Genomic DNA, 21,568 nt, shown 5'->3' with positions numbered 1-21,568 from the left:
CTATTTGATAAATATCTAAAAAATGCTCTAAAAGTATCATTGGGATTGTGACTTCACGCAGTCTAACAACCTAATCTATGCCCCACATAAATATTATGAATTACATGTTTTAACTCTATAAGTGCATAGTCGTTGGAACGTTTTGCACGTTTTAATTGGAGGGGGCATGCCCAATATTGCTTTTCCTAAAGAGGAAAATACCGCTGAAAAACGATGTTCGCTTTTACCCATCAATGTCAAAGCTTACAAGTCCATGGGCGCAGAAGTGCTGGTTGAAGCAGGTTTGGGGAATCACCTTTTTATTTCAGATGAAGAATACAAAGCGCACGGCGCAACCATCGTAGAAAATCGAACAGAATTACTGAATAAAGCTGACTTAGTTCTGACGCTGCACAGATTACCAAAGCGCGACTTGCCTCATCTGGCAAATGAATCGCCTATTCTGATCAGTTTTCTCGATCCATTTAATGAGTATCAGTACGTAGGTGAACTTTGCGATTTGGGAATTACCGGCATCAGCATGGAAATGATCCCAAGAATTAGTCGCTGTCAAAAGATGGACGCATTGAGTTCTCAAGCGAGTCTCGCTGGCTACGTAATGGTGATGAAAGCGGTAAATCATTTGCAAGGGGTGTTGCCAATGATGATGACCCCCTCTGGCACACTAAAGCCGGCAAAAGTGTTTGTTATTGGTGCTGGGGTAGCGGGTTTACAGGCTATTGCTACGGCCAAACGCCTTGGTGCTAGCGTAACGGCATTTGATACAAGAAGTGTTGTTGCTGAACAAGTCCAATCCTTAGGTGCCAAGTTCCTAGAGATCGATTTAGGTGAAACCGGTGAAACTCAACAAGGGTATGCACAGGCGTTGACGCCAGCTCAGTTGGAAAAGCAACAGAAAGAGCAGGCCAAATGCATCATCGAATCCGACATCGTTATCACTACCGCCCAATTATTTGGTCGAAAACCGCCGTTACTGATCGATGCCGACGTGGTAAGTCAGATGAAACCTGGTAGCGTAATTGTTGATATGGCTGCTCAAAACGGTGGCAATGTTGCTGGCTCTGAAGGGGGAAAAACGGTCGAAAAAAATGGTGTCACTATCATCGGAACAGGGGATTGGGCTGCAGGTGTTGCTATACATGCAAGTCAAATGTATGCCAATAACCTGTTCAATCTTGTCAGTGAATTTTGGGACAAAGAACGCAATCTTTTTGACATTAATATCAACGACGAAATTCAATCAGGATGTGTGATCACTCACCAAAAGGAAGTGGTTAATAAAACCATCAAAGAGTATTACGCGTCATTCGATCAACTAAATAAAACGGCAGGAGCGGCGTAACATGGATGCAATCTATCTTTTATTCATATTGATACTGTCAATATTCGTGGGATTTGAACTGATCCATAAAGTCCCTGCGACCTTGCACACACCATTAATGTCAGGCGCAAATGCCATTTCAGGTATTACCGTTGTCGGGGCAATAACCATTTCTGGTGGCCCTCTAGATCAATACGCTACCTATCTCGGTGCATTTGCAGTATTTCTTGCCACCATTAATGTGGTGGGAGGGTATTTAGTGACGGACAGAATGCTCGCCATGTTTAAAAAGAAGGAGGGCTAAACCATGGAAACTGATTTAGTTATCAACTTCACTTATGTATTGGCGGCAATTCTGTTTATTTTGGGCTTAAAGTTTTTAGGACACCCATCTTCAGCTCGTAAAGGAAACGCATTATCAGGGGCAGCCATGTTGCTGGCAATTGTTGTGACACTTTTGGATCGGTCGATCGTTTCTTTTGAATGGATTCTCTTGGCGATGTTTGCAGGATCCATCGTGGGGATCTTTGCTGCAAGATTGGTAGCGATGACAGCGATGCCTGAAATGGTCTCTCTGTTTAATGGCATTGGCGGATTGGCCAGTTTGTTTGTTGCCTGGTCAACCCTTGAAAAAGGCATTAACTTGAGTCAATTTGTATTGATAGCAACAATGTTGGCGCTTTTAATCGGTGGAGTGACATTTTCTGGCAGTATTGTCGCGTGGGCAAAACTTAGCGAGAGGATCACTGGCCGTGCCGTTGTATTTCGCGGGCAGGCCATCGTAAATAGCGCCATTGTTGTCGCAATACTTGTAGCAGGTTATGTGCTAGTGACCCAACCAAATATACCAAATATACCAAATATTTTATATATCGCTATGGCCTTAGCACTAGTTATGGGCATCATGCTCGTCATGCCAATTGGTGGCGCGGACATGCCTGTTGTTATTTCCCTTCTCAACAGCTACTCAGGATTAGCCGCTTGTGCAGCCGGTTTCGCGATTCAAAATAACCTGCTTATTGTAGCGGGATCATTGGTTGGAGCCGGTGGGATTATTTTAACAAGTATTATGTGTAAGGCGATGAACCGCTCGTTAAGCAATGTATTGTTTTCTGGGTTTCAGCCTGTTCACACTTCAGACATGGTTATAGAGGGCGAAGTTAAACCCCTGAGTGCAGATGACGCATATTACGTGCTGGAAGCCGCCCAATCGGTGGTGGTTGTTCCCGGTTACGGGATGGCGGTGGCGCAAGCACAGCACGCAATGAAGGAGCTGCAAGAATTGCTTGAAAACAATGGAGCAGAAGTGGCATATGCGATTCATCCGGTAGCGGGGAGAATGCCAGGGCACATGAATGTATTGTTAGCCGAAGCTGACGTGTCTTATGAGCAACTTTTTGAAATGGACGAAATCAATAATCGTATTGAAAACTTTGACGTGGCGTTGGTGATAGGCGCAAACGACGTGGTAAATCCAGCCGCGCGAGAAATGCAGGGCAGCCCGATTTATGGAATGCCGGTTATCAACGCGGATTTGGCTAAAAACGTTTTTGTTCTTAAACGAGGTATGGCTTCAGGATTCGCTGGAATAGATAATCCACTGTTTTTTAAACCAAACAGTAGAATGATTTTTGGTGATGCTAAAGACACCTTGAACAACATGATCAGACAGTTTGCAGATTGAAGGGGTAGGGGAGTTGTGAGAGGTTGTTCGAATAGATTGAATGACACGGTTAAATTGATGTGCATGAAAAATCACCAAACGTTCGATTCCTTTCACAAAATGCTTGCAAGCTTTAATGGGCCCGCTATAATGCCTGCCACTCTTTAGCACAGCGAGTGACTACCTGATTTAATCACAACGATTAAATTCCCGATGCCAGAGTGGCGGAATTGGTAGACGCAGCGGATTCAAAATCCGCCGCCAGTAATGGTGTGCCGGTTCAAGTCCGGCCTCTGGTACCAAACATCTAAACCAACTTTTTAGTTGGTTTTTTTGTGCCTGAAATTGGAGGTTGTTTTCACTCGCCGGACTACAGTTTAGGGGCGTTACTTCGAATAAGGTCTGCACAAAACGCAGAATGAACCCGTCCTTGGTAACGCACCCAGCCTTGCCATCCATGGCAAGTCGTTCAGTCGGGCGCAACTCCGTTGCTAAAAAGACCGACTTCACCCTCTGGTACCAAACATCTAAACCAACTTTTTAGTTGGTTTTTTTGTGCCTGAAATTGGAGGTTGTTTTCATTCGCCGGACTAATATTACACGTCGTCCCGGCAACGCTTTTAGGCCGGGATCTGGTGGGCTGTTATACAGATCTCCGATAAGAGCACTCGGAGATGACGTTTTGGAAGGTTCGGAGATGATCTTGGGGGAGAGCACTAGGAGATGACGTTTTGTAAGGTGCGGAAATGAAGATGGTAGAGAGTGCTCGGAGATGAGGATTTATGCGTTTGATAGGTGCGACACTTCTAATTTATTCAGCACAAAAACGCAGAATGAACCCGTCCCTGGTAACGCACCCAGCCTTGCCATCCATGGCAAGTTGTTCAGTCGGGCGCAACTCCGTTGCTAAAAAGACCGACTTCACCCTCTGATACCAAACTTTAAACCAATTTTTTAGTTGGTTTTTTGTTTTCTGCGTCTAGGTTATTTCATCTCGCCGGATTAATATTACACGTCGTCCCGGCAACGCTTTTAGGCCGGGATCTGGTTAATTTCTCTGAGGTGTAAAAAAGATCTCCGCCAAGAGCGCGCGGAGATGACGCTGTGGGGGAGAGCACTCGGAGAAGACGTTTTGGAAGGTTCGGAGATGACGTTGGTGGAGAGTATGCGGGGAAGGCATTGGGGGAGAGCGAAGATGACACTTTGTGTTGATTTGCATTGGTCAAATACTCAATCTGAAACAGTCGCTAGTGATGTACCAAATCATATTCACAATTCAAAAGTTAATTCTCTTAGTTGGGTATGGACGTGGGTTGGAAAGATGGCATTAAAAAAACAATGCTCTAAGTAGCGGCAATCAAGCGTGTTTCCCCATACGCGACAATATCACTGTCTGCCACTTAAGATAGACCAATAAGTTTATCATTTTTCATTTAGACCACTGATTAGAGCGTTTTTGGTGAACTAATGGGTTTTTGCCACAAAGGTTGCAGTGGTTGTAATGCTAAAAAGTAAGTGTTGGGTTGCCATCCTACTTTTTGTAAGTGCTGCAGCAAGTTATTGGCCTCTGTAAGCTGATTGTTCATGACTAATAATAGCAATTTGGTGAGTTGGATTTGCACGCCATTGGGGGCATTTTGTTCAAACGACTCAATGTGACGACTTAGTACTTCTTGACTATCTATAAACAACGCCTTTTCGCCGGCGAGTTGATAAGCAAAACTCAAAAAAGGACGGAATTCGAGAATAAACGTGGGATCTTGGCCACTCTCACTATTTAGAGCGTGCTCCAAAAATTCAATTGCTTGCGTTAGTTGATTATTGAGCAGCAAGGCTATGCCAGTGCGTGCCGCAAATACTGGATAGACAAAACGTTTTTCATTAACTGAGGGCGACGCTGCAATTTTCTCTAATAAGGCTTTGCAATACTCGAGCAAAGCTTGATGTTCACCACTTAACCACAGCCACAAGAAGTAAGTACGCCGAATCTGCAAATGTGAACTGTTTTTCGCATCGATATATTGCAATATCTCGCTTGCCTCAGAAAAGTTTCCTAGTTGCAGGTAGATGTATGCCAGCGCACTTTGATTCAGAGGATCATCTGGCTGTTTTTCCACCGCATGCTTTGCCCACTGTTCTGCCATTTGATGTCGGCCTACGTTGCTAGCAACAATGGCTGCGTATCGATGGTAGCTTAAAGGGACATCTGGTTGTGCGAACACGGTTTCATAACGCTGCAATCCAGGAATAATATCGCCTTTGTATATCAGTGCTTCTGCCAAATTCACATTGATAAGAGGATCCAGTGGCGACAATTTAACCGCCTTACTTAATGATTCAACCGCGAGGTTGTATTGCCATTGACTAAGGTGCAATAAACCAATTCGCATCCACACTTCAGCGTTGTTAGGGGCCAATTCCAATGCTCTGAGGTACGATCGCATGGCACTCTCATTGTCGCCGAAAGTGGCTTTTAGAAAGCCAAGGACTGCATGTGCATCGGCGAGTTGACTGTCTAAACTTAGGGCGGTGAAAACGGCTTTTTCGGCCAAAGATTCAATCTCAGCCTTTTCCTGCTCCGTATAAAACGAAGAGAGAAGGTATGCCTTGGCAAGGGCGCTAAATGCGGGTGCCATTTTAGGATCCAATGTTGTAGCTTGAGACAACAATGCAATGGCTTTTTGTAGCGATTCCGGCTGCCGTTTATCGATATGAAATTGCCCCAGAAGATATAAATCGTAGGCGACAAAGGGGATGGGTTCGGCGGTTTTTTTTTGTTGACTAAGGCTAAATACATTTAGAACGGGCTTCACGATTTTCTCGCTCACGAAGGCCAGATTATTTAGCCCAATGGATACTGACTGCCGGTGCACAACTTTTTGACTATGGATGTCTGTTAATTGAGTTTCAATCTTATAACTTTGTTTTAGCTGCCGCACTGAGCCCGAAAGAACATAGGAAATTTCTAGTTGTTGTGCCATATCTTCCAAGCTAAGTTGAGCGACGCCGGGGCGGCGGGTGGTCGTCATATCGAGTAACTGTAATCTATGATTGGTGCTTAATTGTTGATGAATGTTATCTGTTATGCCATGCAGAACGTGAACAGGAATGTTTGAATCGCCTTTTTGATTGAACGGCAGTACAGCCATGTATATCTGTGTGGCAACATTGTGCACTGCGGTTTGTTGGGCTGGAGTAGGTGACAGTCTTTGCAGCCACCACGAGCTAATTGTCACTACACATACCAAGAACACAATCAAGGCAGTTGACCCCCACTTTACCCGTTGGCTAGTTGCGTTTTTTACTGCCTGATCCCGTTGCGTTGGCGCCAATAGTTCATGCCGATTGTCGGGAATAGCCTTAGTGTTTGTTTCAATGGTTAGTTTGTAACCTACTTTTGGGATGGTATGGAGTAAAGTCGGTGTTGTTGGATCGTCCATTAAGGCTTTTCGAATTTTAGCAATAGCATTGGTAATCGCGTTATCAACTACTGGCGTTCCGAGCCATACCTGTTCTGCAATTTGTCCTCGGGTTACCACTTGATGGTTGTGCTGCAAAAGAAAGACAAAAAGTGCCATGGTTTTCGCTTGTAGTGTAATGACCTCACCCGAGGTGCCAAGTAACTGATTGGCTGTCATATCCACCTGATAAAGTTGGCCATTATTTAACTTAACTGAAAGTGTCAACCGCTATTCCCGTGAAGTATTTATGTGCAAAAACTAGAAAGATACTAGCACAATATCACAAAACTCCAGAGTATTAGCTGTTTGTAAATACGCAACTTTAATATCTAACTTATTGAAATTTAATAAAATAAATTTGGTTTGTTTTTGGTGTGCAAAAAATCACATATAAATTTTGCCCAGATGAGTACAGCCTTCAATCACTCAGGTTTAATGCCAGTCACTTTGACAGGAGGTATTTCAATGAATATTAAACAACACTCTAAAAATACGATAATTCGTCCACTACTAATTCCCGCTCTTATCATGACGTCGCTAAACACTTACGCCGCTGCTGATATAGCAGGAGTTATTTCACCCGATGGCAAAAAAATCGCATTTGTAACAGACAGAGAAGGCGACTACGAAATTTATGTGGCAAATCGGGACGGTAGTAATCCGACAAACTTGTCGTTTAATCGCGGTCAGGATTTATGGCCAACGTGGTCGCCAAGTGGTAGTCAGCTTGCATATTCGCATGGTGCAGGTGCCACCGGACAGCGATTTGTATATATTATTAACAGTGATGGCAGCAATAAAACGCGCTTAACCGAGGGTAACGACCCAGATTTTTCTCCAGATGGTAAAACCTTGTTATTTACACGTTATGGTGAAAAAGGCAACCGCTCTGCCACGCTACACACGTTTGATCTCACCTCAAAATCTCTTAAGACCTTGCAGTTCGGAGCCCAACCGGATCTCGTTGCAGCGCCGCGTTTCTCAGCGGATGGTAAACACATTGTGTTGGTTGCCACAGACGATACACAAACTAATCAATTGGTAGTGTTAAATACCGATGGAACGGATCCTAAAATCATATACAAAACGGCGAATAATATCGCCTACATAGATTGGAGTAATGACAACAAACAGGTCGTGTTTTCAATGCGCACTAACGGCAATGACCATATATTTACTATTTCACCGACAGGGAAAAATTTAAAACAACGCACTTTTGGGCACAGCAATAACCGTTACCCGAAATTTGCACCTGATTCAAGCAGCGTCACTTTTACCTCGAACCGTCATGGTGGATTAGGGTTTGATGGCGACTTATATCAATTGTCCCTCGCTGATAATAGCGTTAAACGTATCACCAAACGAAACCTGGATCATCAGTACCCTAGTGTGTCTGAAAATGGCAACCGCGCCTATGTCAGTAGTCAACATGGTAACAGAGAGTTGATGTTGCATAGAAAAGGGCAAGAGCAGCACCATCGCCTCACACATTCCCAAGGCTTTGAAAGTGAAGCCGAAATATCACCTGATGGTCGTTATATTGCTTACACAACAATGGTTGGCAATAACAAGGATATCTTTGTCCTCGACACAGGTACCTTAAAAACGCGCAACGTTACGCATTCCAAAATTAATGAGCAAGATCCTCGTTGGTCTAAAGATGGTAAACAACTGATTTTTAGTGGGACACAAAATAGACAAACGAGTATCTATCGAGTGAACGTTGATGGAACAAATTACACGCAGATTTCCGGTGATGATTTATGGCACTACCGCCCACATTGGGTAAGTGAAGAGTATCCAATCATCTTTTCCAGTCCAATCGAAGGTAATTGGGAAGTGCTTGCAATGAATCAGGCAAATGGTGAATTTATCGAATTAACTCAAAATCCATCTGCCGATTTTGATGCGAGCCTGTCACCCAATGGCCGATTAATAGCCTTCGTATCTGACCGTAGCAATGGCAGTGATAACATTTTTGTGATGAAAGCGGATGGAACTGAGGTAAAACAACTTACAGAATTGACCGGTGCCGTGGCATCGCCTCGCTGGTCAACCGACAGCCAATTGGTGTATTTTGAAGCCGATGTGAAAGGTCGGCGTCACATTTTTTCTGTAGATATTAACGGAAAACACTTGCAAGACCACAGCCTTGAATAACTGATAATGTGATGCCAGGAGTGTATCCCGATGCACTCTTGGATACCAATTTTCCTCCTGGTTAATGTACAACAAGCAGGAGTTCTATTGACAAAATGCGCACCAACTAATTAGAAACGATTCGGACATGAAAAGGTTTATCGTTTTTTGCGGCTGCTACGACAAACGTAGATTGCTTTTTTCTTGCTGCGATACGCTATTCTCAACCATCATATCGTTGATTGGTACTCGAACTGCCATCAGGCTTTTAATTTGCGCATGCGTCATACTAAACTAAAGTGGTGATCACGTTTTTTAACGGAAATTCCTTGTATCAATATCCCTTTCTGCGCATAGCTCATGTTTTGTTTTGGCTTCTCTATGGCGCCGCTGAGCATATTAGTCATGTCATGTATGGAGAAAATCATTGGCAAGGTAGCTTGTTCGCACCGATGACGGCCATGATCTGTACTGCTATCTTTGCGTTAATTTATGAGCGCACGGAAGATCGCGCGCTGGTGTTTAGAGTACCTGTACTTGTTTCAGTGGGTCTGGTTTCTGTATTTATCTGGCACAACCTGAGCCGACTTCTACATTATCATATTACCTTCGAGGAATTGCTAAAGTCGCCGTTTCTTAACTTGTGGGAGGGGAGTTCTTATAGTGTTTTGGTTATATTAGTTTGGGCAGGATTGTTTGTTAGTGCTCACATTTATTTACAGAAAAAAGCCCAACAAGAAGAATTACTAAGTATTAAAAGTAGTGCAAGAGACGCACAACTACAGCAATTACTCTACCAGCTTAATCCGCATTTTTTATTCAACGTTTTAAACTCTATTGATGTTGCTATTTTGCAAAAACAAAACGATACCGCACATAATATGGTGGTGAAACTTAGTAGGTTTTTGCGCAGTACGTTGGAGCACAAGTTTAATAATAAAATCCAGCTACAGCAGGAACTCGATCTGTTGAATAATTTTGTAGAGATAGAACAACAACGGTTTCATCAGCACATTCAGATTAAGAATCATATTCAGGAAGCGGCACTTACGGCTTTCCTTCCGCCATTACTATTGCAGCCACTGATGGAAAATGCCATTAAGTTTAGTTGGCAATTAGGGGGTAAATGCACTATCGAACTTAGTGCTAGCATTACACAAAAACACCTTAAGATATTGTTGAAAAACCCCTATGATGCGTCAAAAGTCGGGTCATCAGCAGGTACCAACACAGGGCTTGAGAATGTGGCTAATCGACTGAAATTGCTTTACGCGGAGAATGGCCAATTGCAGACATTCTGCAATGATGGCCAGTTCGAGGTCATTGTAACATTGCCACTTGAGGTGGCTTTATGAGTATTCGTTGTTGGATTATCGATGATGAACCGGCCGCCCACAAAGGAATTGAAATAGCGCTTGGTGCTCATTCTGATATCGATATTCAATTACATGGTTATTCAGTGACTGCAATAAAAACAAAAGCGCTAGCAAAACCTGACTTGGTCTTTCTGGATATCGAATTGCCCGGTGAAGACGGTTTTGGGCTGCTAGATCTCTGGCCAGATAATCCGCCGTTAATTGTGTTTATTACCGCTTATAACCAATATGCGATAAAAGCCTTCGATAACAATGCCTTGGATTATTTGCTCAAGCCCATCGAACAACTTCGATTTGATGAGATGATGCAAAAGGTCAGGCGGCGTCTTCAGGAACAACACTTGATGTTTAAAAAAGACACTGTGGATGCTCTATTTCAACAAATTAAATCTAACGAGTCTCAACTGGGTCTTAGTGTGAAAACCGGTGACGGCTTGTACCGTATTAAACAGAAATACCTGATTTACCTTGAATCAATTGGCGACCATCTGGCTTTGTATTACCACGATGACCAGCATGATCGACACGCTACGTTGATCACCCGCGACTCATTTAAACGACTGGCGACAGAGTTGGATCCGGCGTTTTTCTTTCGCACTCATAAATCCTTTATGGTGAATTCTGCTCATGTGGTGCGTCTTGAAAGGGGGCGATTTGGAGATGGATTTGTAGAAATGAGTAATCAAAAACAAGTCAAATTCAGTCGACGATACAAAGATCTCCTTGCTGTTTTGTCGTAAGCCTGCAAATTATTATTCTTCAGACCCTATACTTTTGTCGTCGCTTTCACTGGTGTTTTTAAGGTTTAACAAGCCGCTTATCGTGAATATGTTGCCGCCTGTATTGTCTTGTCTATGGGTTATTTTTTGTTGTGACATATTGGCGACGATTTCGAATTAGCGGAGATTGTTATGAAATTAGGAAAATATGCAGGTCTTGTCACCTTATTGGCGGGGCTCAATGCTACTGACGCATCAGCAATAGTACCATCACCTTATTTTGTGGTGGCTGACGACACCATTGCCCCTCACCTTGTACAAGATCATGAAACTGCCTTGGCACGTTTCAAACAAAAGGTAGATGAAACTGGCTATCAACAAAGCTGGCGTTTTTATCAATTTGATGACGGTCGTCATGTAGCGTTCAATGCGCAAAAAAGCCATGACTATCAGGCACAAAGTGACGCCGATTGGGCTGAAGTGGCAGAGCATTTTGATGCTGAATTTCTTGCCAGCAATGGCGCTGTTTATACGAAAACTATAACGCAACAGGATTATTTTCTCATCAGTTACAGAGATAGCATGTCATCGGAACCCACCAAAGAGATGAAATCTCCGTATTCTCATATGGTGTTTGTAGAGATTCAATTAAATCGTGATGCGAATATTCGCAAAAGTTTTAGCGAATGGGTAGTAACTCAGAAAAAAGCAAAAGCGCCCCTATATTTTTCTACTTATGTGAAACAGTACGGAAGCAATTTGCCCACAGTCTTTTTGGTATTTCATAGCGATTCAATTATTGAATTTTATAAAAAGCTAGAACAAAAAGGGGTCTTTGACCCTGTGCAATTATTGCCGCAAGAGGTGAAAGAAGGCATCAGCGAATATCGAATCAGCCTTGCAAAATATCTCCCTGAAATTAGCTATTAATTTAAGATTAGGGGCATTGACAAATGAAATACTTAGTTAACTTATTCGCGGCAACCATACTGTTGACTACCTGCTTACCTGACGCTTTTGCAAGAGATAAGTCCGGTGATTTTGATGGGGTGTTAACCGCATTGCAGAAATACTTTGACGGCACTTCCAAAGGCACGCCAGCAATACTCAAAGACGTGTTTATGCCGGGAATGAAATTACAGTTTGTGCGAGACGGTAAGGCCATTTCATGGAATGCTGAGGATTATGTCGCCGGATTCAAGGAAGGGGTAATGTACCCTCGTGTTGGACGCGTTATCAGTATAGATATAACAAACGCCGTTGCCATGGTAAAAGCGGAAATCGAAATGAACGACCAGATCTATGTAGATTATTTACTACTATTAAAAGAAGCAGGTCAGTGGAAAATCACTAATAAAGTTTTCTCAGTGCGGTAGTAGAAATGCAACTGCGAAACAAGGCATTAAAACACTTGATTCAACATTTTCATTCTCGTTACAAAAGAAGGCACTATCGCTGCTACGACACACCGTGATGACGTTAGGAGAGCGCTCGGAGATGACGTTTTATGCGTTTGATAGGTGCGACACTTCTAATTTATTCAGCACAAAACGCAGAATGAACCCGTCCCTGGTAACGCACCCAGCCACGCCATTCTTGACGTGTCGTGGGGTTAGGCGGAGCTTCGCTCTTAGGAAATCCAACCTTACGCTCTGGTACCAAGAGAGGAAACGTGATCCCGCCAATGCTTTTAGGGCGGGATCTTGTTAGACCAATAGAAGTATTAAAAGATCTCTGATAAGAGCACTCGGAGATGACGTTATGGGGGCTTTCGAGGATAAAGCTTAAGGAACTCTTGGGGGGAGCTCAGTGTGGTGGCGCATATTTTAGCGTCGAGCAAGCGTTGAGCTACCGATAACATGCGCAATAAACTATTATTGAAATACCAACGCTAACCGCTAATTGTTGATGGCTAAAGAAACTGTTTATTTGGTTCTGGCAGACAGCATTCTTATTGTTCACACCTTATTTGTGGCATTTGTCGTGGTTGGATTAGTGTTGATATACATGGGTTACTGGCTGATCTGGCCTTGGGTAAAAAATTTTTGGTTTAGGTTAGGTCATCTCACTGCGATTACCTTTGTGGTTGTTAGCACATGGCTGGGTAACGATTGTCCACTGACTGTATGGGAAATGGCGCTACGAGAAGCAGCGGGGGAGTCGGTTTATCAAACATCCTTTATTCAATATTGGCTGCATCAAATTTTGTATTACACTGCTCCTGACTGGGTCTTTGTAGCGATATACACTGCATTTGGTGCTCTGGTTTTAGCCAGTTGGTTTCTGATCCCTCCTAATCCTTTGAGAAAATGACAGCCGTTTTCATTAGATTCGTCGTGAACTCTAAATCTATGTGATGAATTTTGATATGCTATTGAATCAATTTAGGTTGTAGTAAAGAGAAATATGAAAGTCCGTCTTCGTCAGCTCAGTCGTTCGCTTCACCTTTGGGGCGCACTTGTTATTTTTATTCCCATTGTGATAGTGATTGGAAGTGGATTGCTACTGCAGGTAAAAAAGCAAGTTGAGTGGATCCAACCTGCGACACAAAAAGGTGAATACAAAAGCCCTTCACTGTCTTTCGATGTGATTTTGCAAATCGCCACGCAGGTCCCAGATGCAGGCATTGACACTTGGCAGGATATCGACCGACTTGATGTGCGACCAGGCAAAGGGATCGTTAAGATCCTCAGCAAAAATAATTTTGAAATTCAAATTGACGGGCACACAGGAAAGGTATTGCAGGTCGCTTATCGTCGCTCAGATACCATCGAAGCGATCCACGACGGTAGTTGGTTTTTTGAAGACGCTAAACTGTGGGTATTTTTACCCGTTGCCGTTGTGCTTCTGTTTCTTTGGATGAGTGGGCTAGTGCTGTTGTATACCACATTCACTTCGCGCTTTAGACGCAAAAAAGCCAGAATTCAACAACATACGTCGGACTAGAATACATAGGTTAAATTGAATCGAATATTTGGGGCCATAGCATTGTCTTAGTGATGCTAGTTAGTCGAGGCCTTGTCAGGTCAGTTATGACGGTAAACCTCCCCTCATTATCTGTCGCTAAACCATGCAAACTGGGTGGGTTCAATATGACATTTATGTGCTTGATTCAAGCTTCACAATACGTTTGATCGGTTTTGCTGCTGATACTGCTTGGGTGTGAGGTTATAGTGTTTTCGAAACACCGCGTACATATAGGGGAGCGATGGATAGCCGCTAAGTGTGGCAATTTTTGGTAACGGCTTATCTCCTTGCGCAAGCAACTGGCATGCTTCTTTGAGCTTTCTTTCGTGGATTGCATGATGAATACTGTGACGACATTCCTCCATGAAGCGATTTTCCAAGTTAGAACGTGAAATACCGACATAATCTAGTACCTGCTGCACTTTAATACCTGAGCAGGCATTTTGACTGATAAAGTGGATCGCCTGTGCAACAAAAGGATCGCCCAGCGCTTTGTAGTCAGTGGATTGACGGCCTATGACGCCTACTGGTGGGACGGTTACGATTTTGTTTTTAAGGTTAGGATTGTCGAGTCGGCGATGAAGCAGCTTCGCCGCTTGGTAACCCATTTCCAACGCTCCTTGGGTAACTGAGCTTAGGCTAATTCGACTTAAATTACGGGCTATGTCATCGTCATCTATGCCGACAATAGAAATTTGCTCAGGCACCAATTTGCCAATTTGATCACAAGCTTGCAGTAAATGTCTTGCTCTGGCGTCTGTGACCGAGATGATCCCGACAGGTGAAGGTAAACTTTGTAGCCATTCAGATAAGCTGTTCATAGCGCCTTGCCAGGTTTCTGGTCGTGTATGATGCCCCCGGTAAACAAAACATTCATAGCCATCTTCATCACATAGTTGAACGATCGCTTTTTCTCTTTCGATAGCCCAGCGGTGATAGTCATCTTGCGGCAAACCATAAAAAGCAAAACGTTCCAATCCTTTTTGTTTTAGGTGTTCGTAAGCGGCTCGAATTACCGCTAAGTTGTCGGTCGCTACATAGGGCACATCGGGATAGTCTGCCTGGTCTTGATAGGAGCCTCCAACACCCACTATCGGCAGTTTGCTGTGTTGCAAGGCGCGTTGAATCGACGGATCATCAAAATCCGCAATGATGCCGTCGCCTACCCAATTTTCAATGCGCTCTATGCGAGCTAAAAAGTCTTCTTCCAAGTACACATCCCATGCCACTTTGGAAGATTGCAAATATCGACCAATGCCCTCTATTACTTGCCTGTCGTAGACTTTGTTTGCATTAAACAACAACGATATACCATGTCTTGATGTGTGCATTGTGTGCCAGTTACTCCACTCTCAAACATTACTTTTTTTATTATTGAATTTAGCTTAATACAAAATTAAGTAAATGGAGACAAATACGAAATTACGGAATTTAATTATCAAATTTCGTAATTGATTATTGTTTGATTCTCGTAAAAAATTTGTTAACAGATTTTGAATCGGAAAACGAATTATGTATCTAGGCGTTGATTTGGGCACATCCGGGATTAAAGTGATCCTAATGCTCGACAATGGAAAAGTCTTAGATACCGAAAGCTATGATCTGAGCGTTTCGAGGCCCCAGCCACTTTGGTCAGAGCAAGATCCCAATCATTGGTGGCATGGGTTGGATTCGTGTATGACGTCTTTGTCTGAGCGCCAAGATCTCAGTCGAGTGCTGGCGATGGGGTTGTCCGGTCAGATGCATGGAGCGACCTTGCTTGGCGCACAAAATCAAGTACTTCGGCCCGCAATATTGTGGAATGATGGGCGTAGCGAAGCGCAGTGCCAAGAATTGGAAGCGTTAGTACCTGATAGTCGCACGATTACGGGCAATGTCATGATGACAGGGTTTACAGCGCCTAAATTGTTGTGGATTAAGCAGCAAGAACCCGATCTCTTCTCCTTGATCGCAAAAGTATTATTACCCAAAGATTTTTTACGATTTTTACTCACCGGTGACTTTGCGTCTGATATGTCTGATTCGGCAGGGACAGGTTGGCTTGATGTGGGTAAGCGCGATTGGAGTGAAAGGCTTTTGGAAGCCTGTGATCTTAATCGCTCACAGATGCCAAAATTGTTTGAAAGCAACCAAGTTACAGGTTATGTCAAGCTTGAACATGCCAGGCGCTGGGGCATGTCTAGTGTTCCAGTCATTGCAGGTGCAGGCGATAATGCTGCAGGGGCAATGGGTGTCGGACTCACCCAAAGCGGTCAAGCGATGATCTCGCTCGGTACGTCAGGCGTGTATTTTCTGGTTACCGATGGGTTTACAGCAAATCCTGACAGGGCAGTACATAGCTTTTGTCACGCGCTACCAGATCGATGGCATTTGATGTCGGTATTGCTCAGTGCGGCAAGTTGTTTGCAATGGTTTGCAGACAATATCGTACAAAAAGAGGTTGCGGAATTACTCGATGAACTGGGGGCCGCGCAAGTTAACAAAAAAAGCGCTCCGCTTTTTCTACCTTATTTAAGCGGTGAGCGCACCCCTCACAATAATCCTCATGCAAAGGGTAATTTCTTTGGATTAACCCATTCAAATGATCGTGCCAGTTTGACCCATTCGATACTCGAAGGTGTCAGCTTTGCGTTTGCAGACGGTGTCGATGCGCTTCATGAATCCGGTAAAGCAGCCCAAGAAATTAACTTGATAGGCGGTGGGGCGAAAAGCCAATACTGGCGCCAAATGTTGGCAGATGTGTTGGGCAAAAAAATCATTTATCGTGCAGGCAGCGAGGTTGGGCCCGCAATCGGAGCAGCGCGACTGGCGCAGTTAGCCATGCAACCTGAACGACCCATTGAACAGGTTTGCCCTGTTCCTCAAATTGAGCAAGTGCATACACCGGATCCGCAGTGTTTTGAGCTTTACCAAAAGCGGCGTCAACGTTTTCAATCGCTTTATCAACGACTTCACGACTTATGTTAACTCAATTATTTACTTGGACAGGGCGCGTATCAATGCCACATCAGGAGGTTTATTAATGGCCACTTACTTTGAACATATTAACCCTATTCAATTTGAGGGCACACAGTCAGACAACCCGCTGGCTTTCCATCATTATGACCCTGACGAGGTGGTACTGGGAAAATCCATGAAAGAGCATTTGCGCTTTGCGGCGTGTTATTGGCATAACTTTTGTTGGGATGGGACAGACGTATTTGGGCAGGGCACATTCAATCGCCCTTGGTTACAACCTGGCGATCCGATGCAACGTGCGAAACAAAAAGCCGATGCAGCGTTTGAGTTTTTCAGCAAATTGAACATTCCTTATTACTGTTTTCACGATATTGACGTAGCGCCAGAGGGCGACTCCATTCGAGACTATGTCAACAACTTCGAAGCTATGGTTGACCTCCTGGAAGCAAAACAAGCTGAAACAGGCATGAAACTATTGTGGGGTACTGCGAATTTATTTAGCCATCCTCGTTATGCGGCGGGTGGCGCAACCAACCCCAATCCTGAAGTGTTTTCATATGCGGCTTCCCAAGTGTTTCATGCTATGAATGCGACGCAGCGTTTGGGCGGAGAAAATTATGTGTTGTGGGGTGGGCGTGAAGGATATGAAACCTTACTCAATACAGATCTTCGGCAAGAACGAGAACAGTTGGGACGCTTTATGCAGATGGTGGTTGAGTACAAATACAAAATTGGCTTTGAAGGTACCTTGCTAATAGAACCCAAGCCACAAGAACCCACCAAGCATCAATACGATTATGATAGTGCGACGGTTTACGGTTTTCTGAAACAGTTTGGTTTGGAGCAAGAATTTAAAATGAACATCGAGGCCAATCACGCAACGTTGGCAGGGCACTCATTCCATCATGAAATTGCTACCGCTATTTCATTGGGCATCTTTGGTAGCATCGACGCCAATCGAGGGGACCCTCAAAACGGTTGGGATACCGACCAATTTCCCAATGCAGTAGATGAGCTTACTTTAGTTATGTATGAAATTCTTCAAGCCGGCGGATTTTCAACTGGAGGGTTGAACTTCGACTGTAAACTTCGTCGCCAGAGTTCAGACTCTGCGGATTTGCTCTATGGACACATCGGCGGCATGGACCATATGGCACTTGCATTAAAAAAGGCTGCGGCAATGATTGAGGACAACTTTCTCGCTGCAAACGTAGCAGAACGCTACGCTGGCTGGAACACCGAATTAGGTCGACACATCATGGCCGGTCAACACAGTTTGGCATCCCTAGCTGATACAACCCTTAATCAAGATTTCAAACCGGGTCACGTGAGTGGCCAACAGGAATTTCTAGAAAATAAAGTGAATCGGATTTTGTATGGTTAATAACAATCAGATTTTAAGCTTTTGTATACGCACAGTTTGTCGTTATGAAAAAAATGTATAGCGCTTACAAAATGGTGGGTTTTATGGGTGATTTTTGAGTTGCTTGAGGGCCAGCGAAATCTTGGATTTTATCTTTAGCTCAGCAAAATAAACCGAAGTCATTCTACGAAGTTATAAATGTTAAAAACATTAACAATAGGGCGTAAAAGGTGGTTAAAATGTTAAAATACTGTTGCAAATGTCGATTTCAGCACTTATTATCATTACAAGTGACGAGTTTTTTTGTCTTATTCCACTTAGGAACCACTCCTAATTTTGCACATAAAACTAAAGGTAAAATAAACAAAATATTAATAATATAATTAAAAATGTAAGCGCTTTCTAATAATAAAATAGCTTACAGAATTAGCATTTGTTTTTTAATAAATTTTCAACACACATTGACTCCGGAAGGACAGATAGATGAAGAAATACAAGAGCAAAAACGCCGTTCACGCTCGAAACATCGAATGGTCACCTTTTAAAAAATCATTTTTAGCGGTATGCATTGGTGCTGCCACTATGAATGTTCCCGTTTACGCTCAAGAAGCTCAAGAAGACGACACAGATCAAATTGAAGAGCGTATTGAGGTCCGAGGTCAACGATTAAGCTTGACCGAGGCGCAAGCAATAAAACGAAATGCAGATACCTTTGTAGACGCGATTTCTGCCTCGGATCTTGGTGCATTGCCAGACGCAAGTGTGGTTGAAGCATTGCAACGTGTGCCCGGTATTGCGATTGAACGATTCGCGGCACCTAATGATCCGGATCACTTCTCAACCGAGGGTAGTGATGCAACCTTGCGTGGTCTTCCTCAAACCCGCACGGGCATTAACGGCCGTGACAGTGTCGCCGCGGATTCGACAAATGGATTGGGCTTTGACGACATTTCTCCACAACTACTCGGTAGCGTTGAGATTTTCAAAAACCAAACTGCGGATATGATTGAAGGGGGTATCGCCGGTACAATCAATTTGAACACGCGTAAACCGCTAGATAGCTCATCGCGTATTGTGAGTTTCGAAATTCAGCGCAGCGAAGGTAATTTGTCAGAAGAGCCTGAATTTGGCTTCTCCGGTTTGTATTCAGATGTGTTCAGTATTGAAAGCGGTGAAATTGGCTTCTTGGTTAGTCACAGTGATGTTGACTTAACCTTCAGAGCTGATGGTTCTGAACTGGGTCAACACAACCTGGTAGAGGACGCTGCCGGTGCCGGACAAGATCGCTATGTACCAATCAATGCAGGGGTTCGCTCAACCACTACAGAGCGTCAACGGCAGGCATCTTCTGCTTCTGTGCAATATCAGAATTTGGATGAAACCTTGCTGCTAACCGCAGAATACATCCGCTCTGACTCGACTACCAAGTGGCTGGAGTATGCCTTTTTCTCTGATGATCAAGCCTATGGCAGTTTGGGCGATGACGTAACCTATAATGATGTTTCATTCACTGGAGGTACCTTAGTTAACATTCAAGGTGGACTGGGTCCTCAAACACGTCAAAGTAATGCCGAAGAGATTCTCGAGGAATTTACCTTTAATGCACAATATCAAGTAAATTCTGACTTACGGGTTGAGTTCGACGTGCAAAGAGTCGACGCGACAACCGACATCGTTGATTTGTCAGTTTTTGGCGGTTTTATCCCAAGTTCGGGTAGCGGTATTAACATTCTGGTCGATGCACAGGGTGATACACCTGTAGTAGACTTTTTGACCCCTAGTACCAGTACTCAAAGTGCCGAAGATTTCTTCAACGACCCAAGTAACTTTTTCTATCGCGCAGCGATGGATCACCTTGAAGAATCAGAAGGTGATCAAACAGCATTCCAATTTGATGTGGACTATGAACTTGATCATGAATATCTCGATTCGGTAGAAGTCGGTGCACGTTACGCAGAACGCGATCAGACCACCCGTTGGTCGACCTACAACTGGCAAAATCTTTCCGAAGAATGGGCCGGCGGCTGGGTTGATTTTAATGGTGACAGACGTGCACCCTCATGGGACGGCGACCCCTTTGCTGACATCGGCGATGTGCCTATCGCAGCCCCAGTACAATTTGGCTTTGACGGGTTCCACAATGGCAATGCAGGTGGCGCAGTAAATGGCTTGTTTGCAAATCCTAGTTTGGTGGCAGACTACGACAGCTTCATAACTGGTTTGGCTGGGTTTGGCAGACCACCGTTGTCTGCACGTGGCGGTGCGGTGGATGGTACAAGCTATTTGCCCGGTGAAATTAACCGTATAACTGAAGAAAATACAGCATTCTACGCAAAGCTAAACTTTGGCGGTGAGTCTCGCTGGTCAGGTAATGTAGGGTTACGCTACGTGAATATTGATACCAGTGTTGCGGGGGGAGAAAACTATCCTGTGCAAACATCAGCGAACTTGCAGCTAACGCCAGAACAAGCCGCTTTCTTTAATGGAGACAGCATTGTTACGTCGACAAGCAGTAGCTATTCAACCGTGTTACCCAGCTTAAATGTGAAGTATTTGATTGGTGAAAATCTAATTGCCAGATTTGCATTTTCGAAGTCTGTTGCTTTTGCCGACTCGGGTAATTTACGCTACAACTACAATTACACAGCGGACACCGTTGAAGTCGATCCAAACCTTGAACAATCTCCAGTCGTCATCGACGAAATTGAGCGGCGCAGCGGTAACCCATTCCTGGATCCAATGGAATCCACAGACTTCGATCTGTCTCTGGAATGGTATTTTGACGATGCAGATTCGCTATCTGTTGGTGTTTTCCACAAATCAATTGAAGGATTCTTTTCCAATGACACCTTTAATCAGGACATTACTCACAACGGCGTGACATTGCCGGTAAGTGTGTCGACAACCATCAATGTCGGCGACGGCAATTTGAGCGGTTTAGAGGTGGCCTATCAACAATTCTTTGACGAATTACCCGGGATATTTTCAAATTTGGGTGTGCAGTTCAATGCGACATTCTTAAGAGAAAGTGGGGTGCCTAATCAAAATACGCGACCGAATGAATCAGGTAGTCCATCGGATGTATCAAGGGCGGAGCTACCTTTTGATAACCTGCCGCTGCAAGGATTATCGAAGCGCACATACAACTTTGTGGGAATGTATGAAGACGACGATTTTCAGGCGCGTATTGCCTACAACTATCGCTCTGATTATCTGCTGACAATTCGCCAGGTCAACCTTGGCGTGCCCATTTTCAACGAGGCAAGAGGGCAGGTTGACGCGTCAATCTTCTACAACTTGACTGATGAATTGCAAATAGGTGTGCAGGGGCAAAACCTCACAGAGTCTGAATCCAACACTCGGATGCAGGTTAACCAAGGAGGGGACACTGTGGTGAGGAGCTCCTTTACCAATGATAGACGGATCTCCTTTATTTTGAGAGGGTCTTTCTAAGGCCTATGATTGGAACTAAAGGGACGCTTCTTTGGCGTCCCTTTTTATTCGAATGATGGACTATTACGTTCTCTTATCAACATCAAGCTGCTAAGCTAACAAAAAGAGTACACGCCGAAAAAGTTCTATAATGTTGGATGTCGCAAAC

The 21,568-nt window shown here is 44.0% G+C and carries 15 protein-coding genes and 1 tRNA gene; 14 read left to right on the top strand and 2 right to left on the bottom strand.

All coding sequences use genetic code 11. The features are described from left to right. Window positions 1-166: 166 nt before the first annotated feature. The 4 genes from FM019_RS08025 (at window position 167) to FM019_RS08010 (ending at window position 3,286) form a co-directional block, all read left to right on the top strand. Window positions 167-1,342 carry an NAD(P) transhydrogenase subunit alpha gene (locus tag FM019_RS08025; protein ID WP_143835406.1) on the top strand — a complete coding sequence of 392 codons (1,176 nt, stop codon included), beginning with the start codon at window positions 167-169 and terminating at the stop codon, window positions 1,340-1,342. Between the two features lies 1 nt (window position 1,343). Further along, window positions 1,344-1,625 carry an NAD(P) transhydrogenase subunit alpha gene (locus FM019_RS08020; protein WP_143835405.1) on the top strand — a complete coding sequence of 94 codons (282 nt, stop codon included), beginning with the start codon at window positions 1,344-1,346 and terminating at the stop codon, window positions 1,623-1,625. Between the two features lie 3 nt (window positions 1,626-1,628). Then, window positions 1,629-3,005 carry an NAD(P)(+) transhydrogenase (Re/Si-specific) subunit beta gene (locus FM019_RS08015; protein WP_143835404.1) on the top strand — a complete coding sequence of 459 codons (1,377 nt, stop codon included), beginning with the start codon at window positions 1,629-1,631 and terminating at the stop codon, window positions 3,003-3,005. 194 nt (window positions 3,006-3,199) lie between these two features. Beyond that, window positions 3,200-3,286: transfer RNA gene (locus FM019_RS08010), tRNA-Leu, on the top strand. A gap of 1,143 nt (window positions 3,287-4,429) precedes the next feature. Here the strand turns inward: FM019_RS08010 and FM019_RS08005 are convergent. Beyond that, window positions 4,430-6,670: a winged helix-turn-helix domain-containing protein gene (locus tag FM019_RS08005; protein WP_143835403.1), complete on the bottom strand. Its 2,241-nt coding sequence runs from the start codon at window positions 6,668-6,670 to the stop codon at window positions 4,430-4,432. Window positions 6,671-6,910: 240 nt separating this feature from the next. Here FM019_RS08005 and FM019_RS08000 point away from each other — a divergent pair, with 240 nt between their 5' ends. The 7 genes from FM019_RS08000 to FM019_RS07970 all read left to right on the top strand — a co-directional run bounded on the left by FM019_RS08000 (window position 6,911) and on the right by FM019_RS07970 (window position 13,625). Beyond that, window positions 6,911-8,605: a DPP IV N-terminal domain-containing protein gene (locus tag FM019_RS08000; RefSeq protein ID WP_185969224.1), complete on the top strand. Its 1,695-nt coding sequence runs from the start codon at window positions 6,911-6,913 to the stop codon at window positions 8,603-8,605. A 308-nt stretch (window positions 8,606-8,913) separates the two neighbouring features. Beyond that, window positions 8,914-9,939 (top strand): sensor histidine kinase, encoded by a 1,026-nt coding sequence (locus FM019_RS07995; RefSeq protein WP_143835401.1) that lies wholly within the window; start codon window positions 8,914-8,916, stop codon window positions 9,937-9,939. Beyond that, window positions 9,936-10,700 (top strand): LytR/AlgR family response regulator transcription factor, encoded by a 765-nt coding sequence (locus FM019_RS07990; RefSeq protein ID WP_143835400.1) that lies wholly within the window; start codon window positions 9,936-9,938, stop codon window positions 10,698-10,700. The genes FM019_RS07995 and FM019_RS07990 overlap by 4 nt, the downstream gene beginning before the upstream one ends. A 171-nt stretch (window positions 10,701-10,871) precedes the next feature. After that, on the top strand, window positions 10,872-11,609 hold the full coding sequence (locus tag FM019_RS07985) for a hypothetical protein (protein ID WP_143835399.1): 738 nt from the start codon (window positions 10,872-10,874) through the stop codon (window positions 11,607-11,609). A 23-nt stretch (window positions 11,610-11,632) separates the two neighbouring features. After that, window positions 11,633-12,055 (top strand): nuclear transport factor 2 family protein, encoded by a 423-nt coding sequence (locus FM019_RS07980; protein WP_143835398.1) that lies wholly within the window; start codon window positions 11,633-11,635, stop codon window positions 12,053-12,055. Between the two features lie 532 nt (window positions 12,056-12,587). Next, window positions 12,588-12,992: a DUF2784 domain-containing protein gene (locus FM019_RS07975; protein ID WP_143835397.1), complete on the top strand. Its 405-nt coding sequence runs from the start codon at window positions 12,588-12,590 to the stop codon at window positions 12,990-12,992. Window positions 12,993-13,085: 93 nt separating this feature from the next. Then, window positions 13,086-13,625 carry a PepSY domain-containing protein gene (locus FM019_RS07970; protein ID WP_143835396.1) on the top strand — a complete coding sequence of 180 codons (540 nt, stop codon included), beginning with the start codon at window positions 13,086-13,088 and terminating at the stop codon, window positions 13,623-13,625. 173 nt (window positions 13,626-13,798) lie between these two features. Here the strand turns inward: FM019_RS07970 and FM019_RS07965 are convergent, their stop codons facing one another. Beyond that, window positions 13,799-14,977, bottom strand: coding sequence for a DNA-binding transcriptional regulator (locus FM019_RS07965; protein WP_143835395.1), 1,179 nt, complete (start codon window positions 14,975-14,977; stop codon window positions 13,799-13,801). Between the two features lie 181 nt (window positions 14,978-15,158). Here FM019_RS07965 and xylB point away from each other — a divergent pair, with 181 nt between their 5' ends. The 3 genes from xylB (at window position 15,159) to FM019_RS07950 (ending at window position 21,420) form a co-directional block, all read left to right on the top strand. Further along, the gene (gene xylB / locus FM019_RS07960; protein WP_143835394.1) at window positions 15,159-16,613 is read left to right on the top strand and encodes a xylulokinase; all 1,455 of its coding nucleotides are present in this window, start codon (window positions 15,159-15,161) and stop codon (window positions 16,611-16,613) included. 55 nt (window positions 16,614-16,668) lie between these two features. Continuing rightward, entirely contained in the window at window positions 16,669-17,988 is a 1,320-nt protein-coding gene (gene xylA / locus FM019_RS07955) for a xylose isomerase (protein WP_143835393.1), read from the top strand. A 462-nt stretch (window positions 17,989-18,450) separates the two neighbouring features. Then, window positions 18,451-21,420: a TonB-dependent receptor gene (locus tag FM019_RS07950; RefSeq protein ID WP_143835392.1), complete on the top strand. Its 2,970-nt coding sequence runs from the start codon at window positions 18,451-18,453 to the stop codon at window positions 21,418-21,420. The last annotated feature ends 148 nt before the right edge of the window (window positions 21,421-21,568 follow it).

The organism is Aliiglaciecola sp. M165, from assembly GCF_007197995.1.
Classification (GTDB): domain Bacteria; phylum Pseudomonadota; class Gammaproteobacteria; order Enterobacterales; family Alteromonadaceae; genus Aliiglaciecola.
This window is presented reverse-complemented; position numbering and strand designations above follow the sequence as displayed.

What these genes read in the sequence shown, in the direction of transcription:
- FM019_RS08025 (WP_143835406.1), top strand. Translation starts at nt 167, where the DNA reads ATGCCCAATATTGCTTTTCCTAAAGAGGAAAATACCGCTGAAAAACGA.
- FM019_RS08020 (WP_143835405.1), top strand. Translation starts at nt 1,344, where the DNA reads ATGGATGCAATCTATCTTTTATTCATATTGATACTGTCAATATTCGTG.
- FM019_RS08015 (WP_143835404.1), top strand. Translation starts at nt 1,629, where the DNA reads ATGGAAACTGATTTAGTTATCAACTTCACTTATGTATTGGCGGCAATT.
- FM019_RS08000 (WP_185969224.1), top strand. Translation starts at nt 6,911, where the DNA reads ATGAATATTAAACAACACTCTAAAAATACGATAATTCGTCCACTACTA.
- FM019_RS07990 (WP_143835400.1), top strand. Translation starts at nt 9,936, where the DNA reads ATGAGTATTCGTTGTTGGATTATCGATGATGAACCGGCCGCCCACAAA.
- FM019_RS07985 (WP_143835399.1), top strand. Translation starts at nt 10,872, where the DNA reads ATGAAATTAGGAAAATATGCAGGTCTTGTCACCTTATTGGCGGGGCTC.
- FM019_RS07980 (WP_143835398.1), top strand. Translation starts at nt 11,633, where the DNA reads ATGAAATACTTAGTTAACTTATTCGCGGCAACCATACTGTTGACTACC.
- FM019_RS07975 (WP_143835397.1), top strand. Translation starts at nt 12,588, where the DNA reads ATGGCTAAAGAAACTGTTTATTTGGTTCTGGCAGACAGCATTCTTATT.
- FM019_RS07970 (WP_143835396.1), top strand. Translation starts at nt 13,086, where the DNA reads ATGAAAGTCCGTCTTCGTCAGCTCAGTCGTTCGCTTCACCTTTGGGGC.
- FM019_RS07965 (WP_143835395.1), bottom strand. Translation starts at nt 14,977, where the DNA reads ATGCACACATCAAGACATGGTATATCGTTGTTGTTTAATGCAAACAAA.
- xylB (WP_143835394.1), top strand. Translation starts at nt 15,159, where the DNA reads ATGTATCTAGGCGTTGATTTGGGCACATCCGGGATTAAAGTGATCCTA.
- xylA (WP_143835393.1), top strand. Translation starts at nt 16,669, where the DNA reads ATGGCCACTTACTTTGAACATATTAACCCTATTCAATTTGAGGGCACA.
- FM019_RS07950 (WP_143835392.1), top strand. Translation starts at nt 18,451, where the DNA reads ATGAAGAAATACAAGAGCAAAAACGCCGTTCACGCTCGAAACATCGAA.